Annotated in this window: 11 protein-coding genes; 4 read left to right on the top strand and 7 right to left on the bottom strand. The window is 70.7% G+C overall.

Translation table 11 applies throughout. The features are described 5' to 3' along the window. Positions 1-30: 30 nt before the first annotated feature. The 4 genes from glpK to ACFU97_RS32420 all read right to left on the bottom strand — a co-directional run bounded on the left by glpK (position 31) and on the right by ACFU97_RS32420 (position 5,406). Complete coding sequence (glpK, locus tag ACFU97_RS32435; protein ID WP_384263947.1) at positions 31-1,542, bottom strand: glycerol kinase GlpK; 1,512 nt, start codon at positions 1,540-1,542, stop codon at positions 31-33. A 453-nt stretch (positions 1,543-1,995) separates the two neighbouring features. After that, complete coding sequence (locus ACFU97_RS32430) at positions 1,996-3,648, bottom strand: EAL domain-containing protein (protein ID WP_384263945.1); 1,653 nt, start codon at positions 3,646-3,648, stop codon at positions 1,996-1,998. 145 nt (positions 3,649-3,793) lie between these two features. Continuing rightward, a complete protein-coding gene (locus ACFU97_RS32425; RefSeq protein WP_384263942.1) occupies positions 3,794-4,984 on the bottom strand; it encodes a lipid-transfer protein in 1,191 nt (396 codons plus the stop codon). Beyond that, positions 4,981-5,406, bottom strand: a complete 426-nt coding sequence (locus ACFU97_RS32420) for a Zn-ribbon domain-containing OB-fold protein (RefSeq protein WP_384264051.1) — start codon at positions 5,404-5,406, stop codon at positions 4,981-4,983. Before ACFU97_RS32420 ends, ACFU97_RS32425 begins: the two co-directional genes overlap by 4 nt. A gap of 195 nt (positions 5,407-5,601) precedes the next feature. Here ACFU97_RS32420 and ACFU97_RS32415 point away from each other — a divergent pair, with 195 nt between their 5' ends. Next, the gene (locus ACFU97_RS32415; RefSeq protein WP_384263940.1) at positions 5,602-6,411 is read left to right on the top strand and encodes a M15 family metallopeptidase; all 810 of its coding nucleotides are present in this window, start codon (positions 5,602-5,604) and stop codon (positions 6,409-6,411) included. A gap of 47 nt (positions 6,412-6,458) precedes the next feature. After that, positions 6,459-6,995, top strand: a complete 537-nt coding sequence (locus ACFU97_RS32410; protein WP_384263938.1) for an NUDIX domain-containing protein — start codon at positions 6,459-6,461, stop codon at positions 6,993-6,995. A 1-nt stretch (position 6,996) separates the two neighbouring features. Here ACFU97_RS32410 and ACFU97_RS32405 read toward each other — a convergent pair whose 3' ends face one another. Next, the gene (locus tag ACFU97_RS32405) at positions 6,997-9,363 is read right to left on the bottom strand and encodes a TIM-barrel domain-containing protein (protein ID WP_384263935.1); all 2,367 of its coding nucleotides are present in this window, start codon (positions 9,361-9,363) and stop codon (positions 6,997-6,999) included. Between the two features lie 213 nt (positions 9,364-9,576). On the opposite strand from ACFU97_RS32405, the gene ACFU97_RS32400 reads away from it, so the two are divergent. Next, complete coding sequence (locus ACFU97_RS32400) at positions 9,577-11,544, top strand: acetoacetate--CoA ligase (RefSeq protein WP_384263933.1); 1,968 nt, start codon at positions 9,577-9,579, stop codon at positions 11,542-11,544. Positions 11,545-11,703: 159 nt separating this feature from the next. Continuing rightward, positions 11,704-12,597, top strand: a complete 894-nt coding sequence (locus ACFU97_RS32395; protein ID WP_384263930.1) for a hypothetical protein — start codon at positions 11,704-11,706, stop codon at positions 12,595-12,597. Between the two features lie 80 nt (positions 12,598-12,677). On the opposite strand, the gene ptsP is transcribed toward ACFU97_RS32395, so the two are convergent. Further along, positions 12,678-14,348 carry a phosphoenolpyruvate--protein phosphotransferase gene (ptsP, locus tag ACFU97_RS32390; protein WP_384263928.1) on the bottom strand — a complete coding sequence of 557 codons (1,671 nt, stop codon included), beginning with the start codon at positions 14,346-14,348 and terminating at the stop codon, positions 12,678-12,680. Between the two features lie 79 nt (positions 14,349-14,427). Next, positions 14,428-14,877: a PTS glucose transporter subunit IIA gene (locus ACFU97_RS32385; protein ID WP_384263925.1), complete on the bottom strand. Its 450-nt coding sequence runs from the start codon at positions 14,875-14,877 to the stop codon at positions 14,428-14,430. Between the last annotated feature and the right edge of the window lie 411 nt (positions 14,878-15,288).

The raw sequence follows: 15,288 nt of genomic DNA, 5'->3' as shown, positions 1-15,288 counted from the left end.
CCCATGGCGCCCACGCGCGCGTGCGTGGGCCTAGTTGTCGCCCTCCTCCACCCAGCCGAAGCTCTTCTCCACGGCCTTGCGCCAGTTGTGGTACTCCCGGTCGCGCACGGAGGCCTCCATGGCGGGCGTCCACTCGACGTCCTTCTGCCAGTGGGACTTCAGCTCGTCGAGGTCGTTCCACACACCGGTGGCGAGCCCCGCGGCGTACGCGGCGCCGAGGCAAGTGGTCTCGGAGACCTTCGGGCGGACCACGGGGACGTCGAGGACGTCCGACTGGTGCTGCATGAGCAGGTTGTTCTTGGTCATGCCGCCGTCCACCTTGAGGGTGGTGATGTGCACACCGGAGTCCTGGAACATGGCGTCCACGACCTCGCGCGTCTGCCAGCTCGTCGCCTCGAGCACCGCTCGGGCGAGGTGCGCCTTGGTGACGTAGCGGGTCAGGCCGGTGACGACACCACGCGCGTCGGAGCGCCAGTACGGCGCGAACAGGCCGGAGAAGGCCGGCACGATGTACGCCCCGCCGTTGTCCTCGACGCTCGCCGCCAGGGGTTCGATCTCGTCGGCGGTGCGAATGATGCCCAGCTGGTCGCGGAACCACTGAACGAGGGCGCCCGTTATGGCTATCGAGCCCTCCAGACAGTAGACCGGCGCCTCACTGCCGATCTTGTAGCCCATCGTCGTCAGCAGCCCGTTCTTCGACGGCACGGGCCGGTTGCCCGTGTTGAGCAGCAGGAAGGAGCCCGTCCCGTACGTGTTCTTGGCGGTGCCCACGTCGTAGCAGGCCTGTCCGAACACGGCCGCCTGCTGGTCGCCGAGGGCCGACGCGACCGGGACCCCGGCCAGTTGGCCGACGGCGTTGCCGTACACCTCGGCCGACGACCTGATCTCGGGAAGGATCGCCTCGGGGACGTTCATCGCGGAGAGGATGGACTGGTCCCACTGGAGGCTTTCCAGGTTCATCAGCATGGTGCGGCCGGCGTTGGTGACGTCGGTGACGTGCTGCCCGCCGTCGGTGCCACCCGTGAGGTTCCAGATGAGCCAGGAGTCCATCGTGCCGAAGGCGATCTCGCCGTTCTCGGCGCGCGACCTGAGGCCGGGCACGTTGTCGAGCAGCCAGGCCGCCTTGGGGCCGGAGAAGTAGGTGGCCAGCGGCAGGCCGGTCTGTTCGCGGAAACGGTCCTGCCCGTCCGATCCGCCGAGCTGCTTCGTCAGCCCCGCGGTGCGGGTGTCCTGCCAGACGATGGCGTTGTGCACGGGTTTGCCCGTGGCGCGGTCCCACAGGAGGGTCGTCTCGCGCTGGTTGGTGATGCCGAGCGCGCTGAGCTGGTCGGCGCGCAGTCCGGCTTTGGCGAGCGCTCCGGCGACCACGGCCTGCACCTTGGACCAGATCTCGGTGGCGTCGTGCTCCACCCAGCCCGGCTTGGGGAAGATCTGGCGGTGCTCACGCTGGTCGACGGCGACGATCGCGCCGTCCTGGTTGAAGACGATGCAGCGGCTGGAAGTGGTGCCCTGGTCGATAGCGGCGACGAACTTGTCCGTCATGACGTCCCCTTCGTCGTTCCTTGAGAAGGCTGCTGCGGATCAGCGGGCTGGTGTGCGGAGCGACGGACCGATGACGACGCAGCCGCGCCCGTCGCCGTGCGTGTCTCCGTTGCTCATGGCGGCTCCTAGGCCCTGTCCCGGGGCGAAAGACCCCGGTCCTGCGTGCAGGGTGCGTTTCCCACGGCGGCGCCTGCCCAGGGCTGGTGGGCCCCGCGCCCCCGCCCGGCGTCCGTGACGAGCTTGCCGTCGCAGTCGCATCGACCGTGGGGAACGGCCCGGTTCCTCAGGCGGCCCCCGTGCGGAGCGTGCCTGGATAGACCGTGTATGTACGGCGATGTCGACTGACACCGGAAGTTTTCACCGACGCCCACAGAGCGTCAAGGTCGCCGACGGCAACGGTGACAGCCGGAGGTGTGTCCGTGCGCGGTGGGCAGGGTCGGTCGGTTGTGACGATCAGCCTAGGCCCGGTTCGGCCACCGCGCACCCGGCCTGGGCGGGCGCCGCCTCCCCGCCGAGCCGGATCTCGTGGCCCGCCAGGTCCGCCCGGCCCAGCACCCAGCTCGCCCCGTGCAGCGACTTCGCGGCCTTTTTGAGGGGCGCCAGGCAGGCGGCGGCCTGCCGGTGGTCCGTCACGCTGCCGGGCGGGCACACCACGGTGGCCAGGGACAGCGTGACCGGACGCCCGCCGGCCGACCAGGGCGCGTCCAGCATCGAGACGGCGAGCGGATCCAGCCGTTCGGGGTCGGCGAGCACCAGGAAGTCGTCGCCGCCGATGTGGCCGACCCGGGTGCTGCCGGACGCCGCGTGCTGCAGTGCCCGCCCCACCGAGCGGATCAGCTCGTCGCCCGCCGCGAACCCGGCTCCGTCGTTGACCTGCTTGAAGTGGTCCACGTCCAGCCAGCTCAGAGCGAACGTCCGGCCGTCCGCGATCCGGCGGTCCACCTCGCCGGTGATCGCGTCCGAGCCCGGGAGCCGGGTGAGCGGATTGAGCCCGGCCGCTTCCTCGACCCGGCTCTCGGCGAGCGCCCGCACCAGGTCCGCGAGCCGTACGACCCCCACGCAGCGGCCGTGCGGGTCCACCACCGCCACATCGTCCGACGTGCGGCTTCGGCCGCCGACGGCGACCACGTCCAGGACCTCCCAGGCGGTGGCGTCGACGCCCACGGTCCGCGGTGGGTCCCCGAGTTTCGCGGCGGGCCGGTCGGCGTACAGCGCATGGCCGTAGCGTCCCGAGAGCGACAGCAGGAACCGCGAGCGGTGCACCGAGCGGACCGGCCGCCCGTGCTGGTCCACGAGCAGTACCCCGGACACGTCGGGCGAGCCGGTCAGCAGCGCCCGCACCTGACCGGCCGACGCGGTCGCGGGCAGCAGCGCGGCGGGCCGCACGAACTCCCGCACCGAGGGCCCCGACCTCGGCACGGTCATGGCGCCGGGAGAGCGGGGCGGAACGTATACGTCCGCCACGGGCAGCCGGGCCGGGGGTGCGAACAGCTCGCCCTGCCCCAGCTGCGCGCCGGCCGAGATCGCGGCGGCGCACTGCAGTTCCGTCTCCACGCCCTCGACGGCCAGAAGCGCCCCCAGCTGCTCGGACAGGGTCCGCATGGCCTGCACCGCGGCCGGCCGCGCCAGCAGCGACGCGTCCAGTTTCACCAGGTCCGGCGCCATGTCGACGAGCAGCCTCAGGGGTACGTCGCCGTCCCCGATGCCGTCCGCGCTGATCCGGAAGCCCTGGGTGCGCAGAGCGCCCACCGCCTCGAGCAGGGCCTGCTGTGGGACGTGGGTGTACGGCGGCCCGATGTCGATCGTCACCTCCCACGGCAACCGTCCGGCCTCCCGTACGGCGTCGTGGAGCGGGGTGAGGCCGCCGAGGTCGGCGAGGGTGCCCGCGAACACGTTGACGTGCAGCGGCAGCAGGGTTTCTTTGTGCGCCGCCGCTCGGAGCGCCAACATCGCGAGTCTGCCGTCGAGTTCGGGATTGCGACGGGCTTCGGCCAGGATGTCGCCGGTCTCCGGGCGGGCGAGTATCTCCAGCCCCGCAACCGCTCCGGTGGCCAGGTTGACCACCGGTTGGAAGGCGAAGCGGAGAGTGTCCGTCCAGGAGTGCACGGGAGCATGATGACTCCGCCGGAGGGCGCCCAGGCCCAGTTCATGAGACGTTCACGCAGGATTCCCGGGTGATCACGCAGCGTACGGGAAAGGGCTTGCCCCGCCGCACGGCCACGCGGCACCCACCCCGTGCCCGGACCGGTCCTCAGCGGACGGCGATCACCGAGGACCCGTGCCCGAACAGCCCCTGGTTCGCGGTGATCCCGACGCACGCCCCGGAGACCTGCCGGTCACCCGCCTCCTGTCTCAACTGCCAGGTCAGCTCGCACACCTGGGCAATGGCCTGAGCCGGAACCGCCTCTCCGAACGAGGCCAGCCCGCCGCTCGCGTTCACCGGTATGCGCCCGCCGAGGGCCGTCGCGCCCTCCCGCAGCAGCTTGGCGCCCTCTCCCTCTCCGCACAGTCCGAGATCCTCGTACCACTGCAACTCGAGGGCGGTGGACAGGTCGTATACCTCGGCGAGGGACAGATCCTCCGGACCGATGCCCGCCTCCTCGTAGGCCGCCCGTGCGATCGAGGCGCGGAAGGTGTCGGGGGCCGGCTCCACCGCCACCGCGGAGTCCGTCGCCATGTCCGGCAGATCCAGCACCGTACGGGGATAGCGCGGTGTCACCGTGGACACCGCGCGGATGCGCACCGGCCGGCTCGCACCGTGCCGGCGTGCGAACTCCATGCTGGACAGCACCAGGGCGGCGCCGCCGTCCGACGTCGCGCAGATGTCGAGCAGTCGCAGCGGATCGGCCACCACGGCGGAGGCGGCGACCTCCTCGGCGGTGACCCGTTTGCGGTAGCGCGCGTTCGGATTGAGCGCGCCCACGGCCGAGTTCTTCACCTTGACCTGTGCGAAGTCCTCCACGGTGTCGCCGTGGACGGCCATGCGGCGGCGCGCGTACAGCCCGAAGTACGTGGGGTTGGTCGCTCCCAGGACGCGGAAGCGCAGCCAGTCGGGATCGTCCGGCCGGTCCCCTCCTGCCGGCCGGAAGAACCCCTTGGGAGCCGCGTCGGCACCCACCACGAGGACGACGTCCGCGAGGCCGGAGAGTATCTGCGCGCGGGCGGCGTCGATGGCCTGCGCGCCCGAGGCGCATGCCGCGTACACGCTGGCTACTCTGGCCCCTTGCCAGCCCAGCGCCTTGGCGAAGGTCGCGCCGGCCACATAGCCGGGATATCCGCCGCGCACCGTGTCGGCCCCGACGACCGAGCCCACGTCCCGCCACGCCACCTCCGCGTCGGCGAGCGCCGCGCGCGCCGCCGCGGCCCCGTACTCGACGAAGCTGCGCCCCCACTTGCCCCACGGGTGCATGCCCGCGCCGAGCACCGCCACCTCTCCCGTCATGCCTCCACCCCCGTCGGCCGCCAGTGCCACGTCGTCCAGGTCGTCTCCGCGTCCTGGTTGAGCACGCCGGGGACCACCTGCACCTCCATGCCGACCGCCAGATCGGCCACGGTGATCCCGGGGACCGCCTGCCCCAGCACCACGATCCGCTCGGCGTCCAGCTCTGCAGCGATCAACGTGTACGGCTCCCACGGAAGTTCCGGATCGGTCACATAGGGTGACGGAGGCCGGTATCTGCTGTCCGTGTACGACCAGACGCGCCCGCGCGGCGAGAGGGGCACCTCCTCCAGATCCCCGCCGGAGCACAGGGGATTGCGGCAGTGCGCGTCCTCGCGGGGGAAGAAGACCGAGGCACACGCCGTACAGCGCGTGCCGAGAAGCCTGAAGTCGTCCCCTTCGCCGGCGAACCACCCTTCGACCACAGGCGTGCGTGTACGCGACAAAGCCGCTCCTCGCAACGGAATCTGACGGGACGTCAGGAGTGTGTCACGGGCTTCCGGAAATGGGCAGGGCCGCGATCGAACCGAACGGCCCCTTGCTGCGTCGTCGTTACGGAAGGGGCGGCCGGGGCCCACGGGGGTGGATCCGGCCGTCCCGATTTGATAGATGCAGGAGACATGACACGTCTCTCCCGTGCACTACGCGCTCTGATCACCGTGCTCGCCGCACTGCTGACGGTCGCGGCGGCCTCCGCGACCGCCCAGGCGAAGACGGAGCCCAAGGCGCCGAAGGACTTCGTGGCCCTGAGAACCGTGGACCCGACGATCATCCAGGAGATGCGCTACTTCACCCCGCACAACTTCGTCGGCGAGCGCATCGACGGCTATCGGCAGCCGATCTGCATCCTCACCCGGCCGGCCGCCGAAGCACTGCACAAGGCCCAGACAAGGCTGCTGCGCCAGGGATACAGCCTCAAGGTCTACGACTGCTACCGCCCGCAGCGCGCCGTGAACCACTTCGTCCGCTGGGCCGAGGACCTCAACGACCAGGCGATGAAGGGCGAGTTCTACCCGAACGTCGACAAGACCCGGCTGTTCGAGGACGGCTACATCGCGGAGAAATCCGGCCACAGTCGCGGCTCGACCATGGATCTCACCATCGTGAAGCTGCCCGCCCTGCCGACCCGGCCGTACCACCCCGGGCAGCCCCTCGTCCCGTGCTTCGCGCCCAAGGGCGAGCGCTTTCCCGACAACTCCGTCGACATGGGCACCGGATTCGACTGCTTCGACACGCTCGCCCACACCCTCGACCCCCGTATCCAGGGCGAACAGCGTGCCAACAGGCTGCTCCTCAAGAGGACTCTCGAGCGCCTCGGCTTCGTGAACCTCGCCGAGGAGTGGTGGCACTACACGTACCAGCCTGAGCCCTACCCGGACACCTACTTCGACTTCCCCGTCTCCTCGAAGTCGCTCAACAGTCGCTTCTGAGCCTCCTCCTGGAGACGCCCTCTCCGTGATCGGATACATTCCGCATCGTGTCCGAAACTCATGCCTCCACCCTCAATTCCGCGCCCGACTCCCACTGTTCGAGCTGCGGAGCGCCTTACGGAGAGGGCGTCACCGGCTGGCCCCGCACCTGCCCGGCCTGCCACGCCGTGGCCTACCGCAACCCGCTGCCGGTGGCGGTCGCGCTCCAGCCCGTGTACGACACCAAGGGCACCGCCCTGGTGGTCATCACGCGAACCGTGGGCCCCGCGCGCGGGGGTGTCGCGCTGCCCGGCGGTTACATCGACGACCGGGAGGAGTGGCGGCAGGCCGTCGTCCGTGAGCTCAAGGAGGAGACCGGCATCGACGCGGCCGGCCGCGACGTGCGGCTCGTGGACGCCATGAGCTCTCCCGACGGGCACCTGCTGCTGTTCGGCCTTCTGCCCGAGCGCCCGGCGGAGGGCCTTCCGAAGTCGTCCGCCACCGACGAGACGGAGGGCTGGCACCTCCTGCGCAGGCCCGACGAACTCGCCTTCCCGCTGCACACGCTGGCGGTGCGGGCCTGGTTCGAGGGCCGGTACGTCTGAGTCAGCCCTGGCCGAGCCCCCGGACGCGGACCGGGTGGGGCGGCTCGCTGTTGCCGCTCTCACCCTCCCGCTCGACCACAAGCCGCTGCCCGGACCAACGGGTGACATAGCGCTCGAGTTCCGGCTCGTCCCATCCGTCACCCGCGTCCTGCACCACCATGCCGCCGCCGGTGCGCCCCGGGGCGGGCGCCCACACCTCGAGTTCCAGCCCGCCGTCGTCCCCACGCACCGGGACGACGGCACCCGCGCGCGCGAGCACCGGTATCCGCGCCAAGGGGGCGTCGAGGAACACCTGCCCGGGACCCTCGTACGCCTTCTCCGTCACGGTGTCGTACCAGCGCCCCCGGGGCAGCCGTACCGCACGCCGCTCGGCGCCCCGGTCGAGCACGGGCGCCACCAGCAGGCAGTCGCCCAGCAGGAAGGCGTCCTCGCAGTCGCGCAGCGCACGGTCCTCGGGCGCCGACCACCACAGGGGCCGCACATAGGGCGCTCCCGTGCGCCGGGCCAGATGCGCGAGCGTCACGAAGTACGGCAGCAGCCGCCGGCGTTCGGCGAGAGCCACGCGCGCGTGCTCCAGCACCTCGGTGCCGAACTCCCAGGGTTCCCGGCGCCCCGCCCGTAGACTCGCGTGCGTGCGGAACAGCGGTAGATAGGAGCCCAGTTGGAACCAGCGCAGATACAGCTCCGGCGACGGGTTCCCGTCGAATCCGCCCACGTCCGGTCCCGAGTACGGCACCCCGCACAGGCCGAGCCCCAGGACCAGCGACAGGGACGCCCGCATCCCCGGCCACCCGGTGGCCACGTCACCGGACCATGTGCCCCCGTAGCGCTGCATTCCCACCCAGCCGGAGCGCGAGAAGATGAACGGCCGCTCCTCCGGGGCCAGTTCGCGCAGGCCGTCGTAGGCGGCCCTGGCCATGCACAGCGCATAGACGTTGTGCGCCTCGCGGTGGTCGCCGCCCCGCCCCTCCAGAACGTGCCGGGCCGAGCGCGGCAAGGTCGTCTCCCCGAAGGCGGCGAACGACGTGGGCTCGTTCATGTCGTGCCAGAACCCCGAGAACCCCTGGGCCAGCCGCTCCTCGTACAGCCGCCCCCACCACTCCCGCACGCGCGCGTGCGTGAAGTCCGGGAACACCGCCTCCCCGGGCCACACGACCCCTCGTACGAGCCGGCCCGCGGCGTCCCGCACGAAGGCGTCCTCGGCCGTCCCACTGTCGTACACCGCGTTGCCCTCGGCCGCCTTGACCGCGGGGTCCACGATCGACACCAGCCGGATCCCGTCCCGCCGCAACTCCTCCGCCAGCAGCGGCAGCTTCGGGAAACGCTCGTGGTCGACGGTGAACACCTGGTGCTCGTCGTAGTGGTCGATGTCCAGATGGACCGCATCCAGCGGCAGCTCCCGCTCCTGGTAGCCGGCGACGATCCGCCGCACCTCCTGCTCGCTGCCGAAGCCCCAGCGCGCGTGGTGATGACCCAGGGCCCACGCGGGCGGGAGCGTGGGCGCGCCGGTCAGCGAGGCCCAGACGAGCAGCACGCGCGCGGGGGTGCCGACCACCACCCAGCAGCGCAGCGGACCACCCTCCATCCGCAACTCGGACGTCCCCGCCCGGTCGTGCCCGGAACCGGCGCCCTCCTCGCCCTCCCGCAGCGTGACCGTGCCGCCCCACGAGGTGTCGCGGAACACCAGGTGCGTCGCCGCGTCGGCGACCACCAGCTGCACGGGCATCGTGATGTAGAGCGGATCGTCGCCGGGACCGAAGGCGTGCCCCGGGTCGGTGTTCCACAGGCGGTACGTCCCGTTGCGCATCCGCGGTCCCGAAGCCCGCCCGCCGAGCCCGAAGAAGCGCGCGTCCGCGGCCACTTCGGACCGCTGCATCCAGCGTGCGGTGCCGCCCGCGACCGGCTCCCACCACCGGGGCGGCAGATCACGGCGCAGCGTCACACCTCCGGGCGTACGCACCTCGACCGCGCCGTGCCGTGAGACGGCGACCGTGACCCGCTCGGCCACGACGCGCCAGCCGCCCTCCTTGTCCGGCTCCAGGACCGCCCGGGTGTCCGGTTCCGGGCAGCGGCCCGCGAGCGCGTACGACGGCTCCGGAGACGCCCCGTCCCAGCCCCAGAAGACCGCGCCGTTGACCGCGACCATGATGCGCAGCTCGGACCGGGTGAACCGGATGATGCCGCCACCCGGTGCCGTCTCCACCTCCTGCACGGACCCGGGCACCCGCGCGCGCTCGGCGCCGCGCGACGGCAGCGCGGCGGCGTCGACACGCCGCGTACGCCAAGCGGCACGCACGGTACGCAACCCCTGGGTCGCCCCCGCAGAACCGACCGTCTTTATCGAACGCACCAGGTCACGACCGTTCATGCTGCTCACCCTGCCATTGACCGGCCCACGCGCGTGTGTCGTTCAACTGCCGTTCACCCGTGCCAAGACCACATCTTCACGGCACGGACTATGTGGAGCGTGCCCTGGTGCAGAAGTCGATCACATGGCATCGTCCCTGTCAGCCGCGTCACGCGCACACCCCAGCCCGTGCGCGACCGACGCACACGACGCGCACAGTCCGGGAGCCGCCCCATGTCGACCGAGAACCCCCAGCCGCTCTGGCAGCCAGATCCCGAACGCATCGCCCAGGCGCAGATCACGAAGTTCCAGGCCTGGGCGGCCGAGCAGCACGGAGCCCCGGCCGAGGGCGGTTACGCGGCGCTGCACCGCTGGTCCGTCGATGAGCTGGAAACGTTCTGGAAAGCCGTCACCGAGTGGTTCGACGTACGGTTCTCCACACCCTACGCGCGCGTGCTCGGCGACCGCTCCATGCCCGGTGCCGAATGGTTCCCCGGCGCGAAGCTCAACTACGCGGAGCACGCCCTGCGCGCGGCGGCGACCCGTGCGGACGAACCGGCCCTCCTGTGCGTGGACGAGACACACGAGCCGCGCCCCGTGACCTGGTCCGAGCTGCGCGGCCAGGTCGGCTCCCTGGCCGCCGAGCTCCGCTCCCGCGGCGTACGTCCCGGAGACCGCGTCAGCGGCTACCTCCCGAACATCCCGCAGGCCGTCGTCGCCTTCCTCGCCACGGCCGCCGTCGGCGCCGTCTGGACGTCCTGCGCACCCGACTTCGGCGCCCGCAGCGTCCTCGACCGCTTCCAGCAGGTCGAACCGGTCGTCCTGTTCACCGTCGACGGCTACCGCTACGGCGGCAAGGAGCACGACCGCCGCGACGTCGTCGCCGAGCTGCGCAGCGAACTGCCGAGCGTGCGCGTCGTCGTCCACATCCCCCTCCTCGGCACCGAGGCTCCCGAGGGCGCTTTGGAATGGTCGGCGCTGACGGCTGAGGACGTGGAACCCGTCTTCGAGCAGGTGCCCTTCGACCACCCCCTGTGGGTGCTCTACTCCTCGGGCACGACCGGCCTGCCCAAGGCCATCGTGCAGTCCCAGGGCGGCATCCTGATCGAGCACCTCAAGCAGCTGGGCCTGCACTGCGACCTGGGCCCGGAGGACCGCTTCTTCTGGTACACCTCGACCGGCTGGATGATGTGGAACTTCCTCGTCTCCGGCCTCCTCACCGGCACGACGATCGTCCTCTACGACGGCAGCCCCGGCTTCCCGGACACGGGTGCCCAGTGGCGCATCGCCGAACGGACCGGCGCCACCCTGTACGGCACCTCGGCGGCGTACGTCATGGCCTGCCGCAAGGCCGGCGTGCACCCCTCGCGAGACTTCGACCTCTCCAAGGTGGACTGCGTCGCCACCACCGGGTCCCCCCTGCCACCGGACGGGTTCCGCTGGCTGCACGACGAGGTGCGGGACGACCTGTGGATCGCCTCCGTCAGCGGCGGCACGGACGTGTGCTCGTGTTTCGCGGGAGCCGTAGCGACGCTCCCGGTGTACGTCGGCGAACTCCAGGCAGCCGGCCTAGGCACCGACCTTCAGTCCTGGGACCCGAGCGGCAGGCCGCTGATCGACGAGGTCGGCGAGCTCGTGGTCACCAACCCCATGCCGTCGATGCCGATCCACTTCTGGAACGACCCCGACGGCAGCCGCTACCACGACAGCTACTTCGACACCTATCCCGGCGTTTGGCGTCACGGCGACTGGATCACCCTCACCTCCCGCGGCTCCGTCGTGATCCACGGCCGCTCCGACTCGACGCTCAACCGCCAGGGCGTACGCATGGGTTCCGCGGACATCTACGAAGCCGTCGAGCGCATTCCCGAGATCAAGGAATCCCTCGTCATCGGCATCGAGCAGCCGGACGGCGGCTACTGGATGCCGCTCTTCGTGCACCTGACCCCCGGCGCGATCCTGGACGACGCCCTGCTCGGCCGCATCAAGCGGACCATCCGCGAACAGCTCTCGCCGCGACACGTCCCCGACGAGGTCATCGAGGTGCCGGGCGTCCCGCACACCCTCACCGGCAAGCGCATCGAGGTCCCGGTCAAGCGTCTCCTCCAGGGCACACCACTGGAGAAGGCCGTCAATCCGGGCTCCATCGACAACCTCGACCTCCTGCACTTCTACGAGGACCTCGCCCGCAAGCGCGCCTGAGCGCGCCTCGGGTGCGGAACCACGGCAGCCGGCCTCGAACCCCCTCACGTGTCTGGTGAGTCCGAGGCCGGCCGCATCCCCTCCCGTGCTGTCGGACGTCGTTGTCAGTGCCGCCGGTTACTGTGAGTGAGCATTGATCGACTGTGCACAGGGGGAAAGATGACGCACACCGACGACCTGACCATGCGACGGGTTCTGCGCCGTGAGATCGCGGGCACCATCGGCCTGCTGACGGACGAGCACGACTTCCGTGCCATGCGTCGCTACCGCAGTTTCAGCTTCGACGACCACACGATCTATCTCCAGCAGGTGGAGGCCCTCCTCAAGACACGCGCCTCCCAGGGCAGCCACACCACGGTCGCCCTCTTCGACCCGCAGGAGTACGCCGACTTCTGCACGGACAAGGGCCTCGACCCCGACGTCCAGTCGAGCCGAGCGCGCTTCACCGCCGAGCTGTCGACCAAGGGAGCCGTCCTTCCCTACGAAGGCCAGCCCCTGACCGACCTCGTCCCGGCCCTCGTCGACGAAGCCGTCCGGCAGGCCACCTGGGAGTACGCGTCCACACTCCTCGCCCGCCTGGGCGCCTGCGCCTCCTGCGGCGAGGACATCGGCCGCGCCGCCTTCACCCGGGCCTCCCATGTCCTCGTCCGCATCCTCGACACGGCGGGCCCGGGCAACCGCCACCTCGTGTGCAGCGTCTCGGCGAAACCGGAAACACTCGTCTCCGTCCTGCATGCCGACAAGGACGACGACGGCGCCCTCCACCTCGACGAGGCCGAAGCCCTGGAATTCACCACGGTCCTGGCCCTCGGCATGGCCACCCGCAGCCCAGGCGGACTCGTGATGCGCAGCAGCGCACCCGGAACCACCGACCGCGTCTACGGCTGGCGCCTGCGCGGCGACGGCCTCGAACCCCTCACGGCGGGCGAGGTGTTCGACGCCTACTGCACCGACATCGACTCCGGCGACATCATCTCGCCGGAGTCGGACGTCGACTACCGCGTGCCGCCCGACCTCGGGCCGCTAGGAGAGGCACCGGGACACCACCACTGAACGGAAAGGGGCGCCCCACCCGCGGGTGGAGCGCCCCTCAAGAAACCGTCGACTCAAGCAGCAGCCGACGCTCGGCCCGGCTACTCGCCGGACAGCACCGCCTGCGCGGCGTTGCGCGCTTCCTCGGCGCTGTCGGCGGCGCGGGCCGCCGAAGCGGCGCGCTCGCACTGGGCCAGCGTGTACTTGCCGAGCGTCGCCCGCACGTAGGGAATCGACGCGGCACCCATGGAAAGGGAGGTGACACCGAGACCGGTCAGCACACAGGCGAGCAGCGGGTCGGACGCGGCCTCACCGCAGACACCACAGCTCTTGCCCTCGGCCTTCGCGGCCTCGGCGGACAGCGCGACCAGGTCGAGCAGCGCGGGCTGCCACGGGTCCTGCAGCCGGGAGACCGCACCCACCTGACGGTCGGCGGCGAAGGTGTACTGCGCGAGGTCGTTGGTGCCCAGCGACAGGAACTCGACCTCCTGCAGGATCGACCGGGCCCGCAGCGCGGCCGACGGGATCTCGACCATCGCACCGAACTTCGCCTGCAGCCCCGCATCACGGCAGGCGTCCGCGAACGCCTTGGCGTCGGCGCGGTCGGCCACCATCGGAGCCATGACCTCGAGGTAGACCGGCAGTCCCTCGGCAGCCTTCGCGAGCGCCGTCAGCTGGGTGCGCAGCACGTCCGGGTGGTCCAGCAGCGTCCGCAGACCGCGCACGCCCAGCGCCGGGTTGGGCTCGTCGGCAGGCGTGAGGAAGTCCAGCGGCTTGTCGGCACCGGCGTCCAGCACACGTACGACGACACGTCCCTCGGGGAACGCCTCCAGGACCTGTCGGTAGGCCTCGACCTGCTTCTTCTCCGACGGCGCGTTCTTGCTGTCGTCGAGGAAGAGGAACTCGGTACGGAAGAGCCCGACACCCTCGGCCCCGGCCTCGACGGCGGCCGGCACGTCCGCGGGACCACCGACGTTGGCCAGCAGCGGCACCTTGTGCCCGTCCGAGGTGGCACCCGGGCCGGTGGCGGCGGCCAGCGCGGCCTTGCGCTCGGCGGCCGCGGCCTCCAGCTCCGCCTGCTTCTCCGCGCTGGGGTTCACGAAGATCTCGCCGGTGCTGCCGTCGACCGCGATCACGGTGCCTTCGGCCAGCTCACCGGCGCCAGGAAGCGCCACCACGGCGGGCACACCGAGCGCCCGCGCCAGGATCGCGCTGTGGCTGGTCGGCCCGCCCTCCTCGGTGACGAAGCCGAGGACCAGCGTCGGGTCGAGCAGCGCCGTGTCGGCAGGCGCGAGGTCACGCGCAATAAGGACGTACGGCTCGTCACTGTCCGGGACACCCGGCATCGGAACCCCGAGCAGCCGGGCGACGATACGATTCCGCACGTCGTCCAGGTCGGCCACGCGACCGGCCAGGTACTCGCCGGCCCCGGCCAGCAGCGCACGGTACGCGGCGAAGGCGTCGTAGACGGCCCGCTCGGCCGTGCTCCCGACGGCGATCCGTCGCTCCACGTCCGCCATCAGCTCAGGGTCCTGGGCCATCATGGCCTGCGCCTCGAGCACCGCCTGGGCTTCGCCCCCGGCCAGATTGCCGCGCGCCATCAGATCGGCCGCCACAGCTTCCACGGCCTGGCGAGCGCGCCCCTGTTCACGCTCCGCGTCCTCCGCCGGGATCTGCTTGGCAGGCGGCTCCAGGACCGCCGTTCCCATGTGCCGAACCTCGCCGATCGCCACACCGTGGCTCACACCGACGCCTCGCAGCGTTGTCTCCATCTCACCCGTCTCCGATAGTGCGGCGGGTCCCGCCGCCGCGGTGGTTGTACAACGTGCCGTCATGTCGACGGCGCTGACGTCACTCCCAGACGAAAAGGCTGTCGCCGGCCTTCACGTCACCGTCGTCACGAAGATCGGAAAGTGCCTCGGCCGTGGCTTCGAGCGCCACGATCGGGCATACGGCGGACTTGCCGGCGGCCTCGACGGCCGCAGGGTTCCAGCGCACCACGCTCTGCCCCCGCGTCACGGTGTCGCCCTTGTTCACGAGCAGTTCGAAGCCCTCGCCGTTCAGCTGCACGGTGTCGATACCCAGGTGTGTGAGCACACCGTGCCCGTGCTCGTCCACCACGACGAAGGCGTGCGGGTGAAGGGAGACGATGACCCCGTCCACGGGAGCGATGGCCTCGGAGGGCTCCCGCACAGGGTCGATCGCGGTGCCCGGGCCGACCATGGCCCCGGAGAAGACGGGATCCGGCACTGCTGCCAGTCCGATGGCGCGTCCTGCAACGGGTGACGTCACGGTGGTCATGGGAAGCCTCCGAGGGGGTGGAGATCGAGAAGGGCCGTCACTGCGCGTACTGGACGGCGCACTGTGAGCAGGCTATGTCATATGAACTACGGGTTCCGCATGGAAGATACCCGGAAGTGGTCTAGACCACCACCCCAATCGATTTGCACCCGCTTCCCGGCCCCCTGTACAGTCGTACTCCTGCTTGAGGCCGAGCGACGCGATCACGCGTCCTTAACTCAGCGGCACCCAAACTTGTCAGATCCTATCTCGGGTCATCTTCTGCATGCCCGCAGGAGAGTGGTCAGAGGGACGGAAAAACACTGATAGAGTTTGGAACACCGAAGGGAAGCGCCCGGAGGAAAGCCCGAGAGGGTGAGTACGAAGGAAGCGTCCGTTCCTTGAGAACTCAACAGCGTGCCAAAAGTCAAC

It is taken from the genome of Streptomyces sp. NPDC057616 (genome assembly GCF_042800575.1).
Classification (GTDB): Bacteria; Actinomycetota; Actinomycetes; order Streptomycetales; family Streptomycetaceae; genus Streptomyces.
This window is presented reverse-complemented; position numbering and strand designations above follow the sequence as displayed.